Origin of the sequence: Lichenibacterium minor, assembly GCF_004137685.1 — a bacterium.
GTDB classification, from domain to species: Bacteria; Pseudomonadota; Alphaproteobacteria; order Rhizobiales; family Beijerinckiaceae; genus Lichenihabitans; species Lichenihabitans minor.
Window position 1 is genome coordinate 1 of the sequence record NZ_QYBB01000171.1, and the last position, 807, is coordinate 807.

At 72.1% G+C, this 807-nt stretch carries 1 protein-coding gene; it reads right to left on the reverse strand.

Features of this window, described 5'->3' with window-relative positions:
* A partial coding sequence (locus tag D3273_RS27915) for a LysR family transcriptional regulator (protein ID WP_165359774.1) occupies positions 1-628 on the reverse strand: 628 nt, incomplete at its 3' end.
* Between the last annotated feature and the right edge of the window lie 179 nt (positions 629-807).

Sequence of the window (807 nt, forward strand, 5' to 3'; positions counted from 1 at the left end):
CCTCGCCATCCGGAGTGGAGAACACCCACTCCCGATCCGCCGAGATGCCCTCGAAGCCGATGCAGGGCCTGGACGCCAGGTCCGACGGCACCAGCGGGACGCCGTCGCGCTCTAGAACGTCGGGGCTCGCCACCGCGATCCGGCGCACGTCGCCGACGTGGATCGCCCTGAGCGCGCTGTCCCGCAGGGGACCGATCCGCAGCGCCACGTCGATGTGCTCGTCGACGATGCCGACGTTGCGGTCGGACAGCACCAGCCGGACGTCGATCTCCGGATAGGCGGCCAGGAACGCAACCGTGACCGGCAGCACGTGGAGGCGGCCGAACACCACCGGCGAGGTGACGACCAGCTCGCCGCGCGGCACGCGCCACTCGCCCGCCGCGGCCCTCTCGGCGTCTTCCACATCGTCGAGAATGCGCCGAGCCGCCACGAGATAGGCGGCGCCCGCCTCCGTCGGCACGAGGCCGCGGGAGGAGCGAACCAGCAGCCTGGCGCCCAGTCGCGCTTCGAGGTCGGCGATCCTGCGGCTCAGGGTCGGCAGCGGCACGCCCAGGCGCCGGCTCGCGGCGGACAGCGATCCGGCCTCCGCGGAGGCGACCAGCATCCGCATAGCGTCGAGGCGGTCCATGGCGAGCCCTCTCGGTTTCCGGAAACTCCGTTCTCAATCGGAGGGCATACCCCACGCCGTTGAGAGGGACTAGCTGTCGTGCACTGGACCGGCCGGCCCCCGAGGAACACCGTCATGCCCTATGGCTTCCTGGACATCGCCGCGACGCCGAGCGTCAGGGCCGCGCAGGCCGCGGCCGG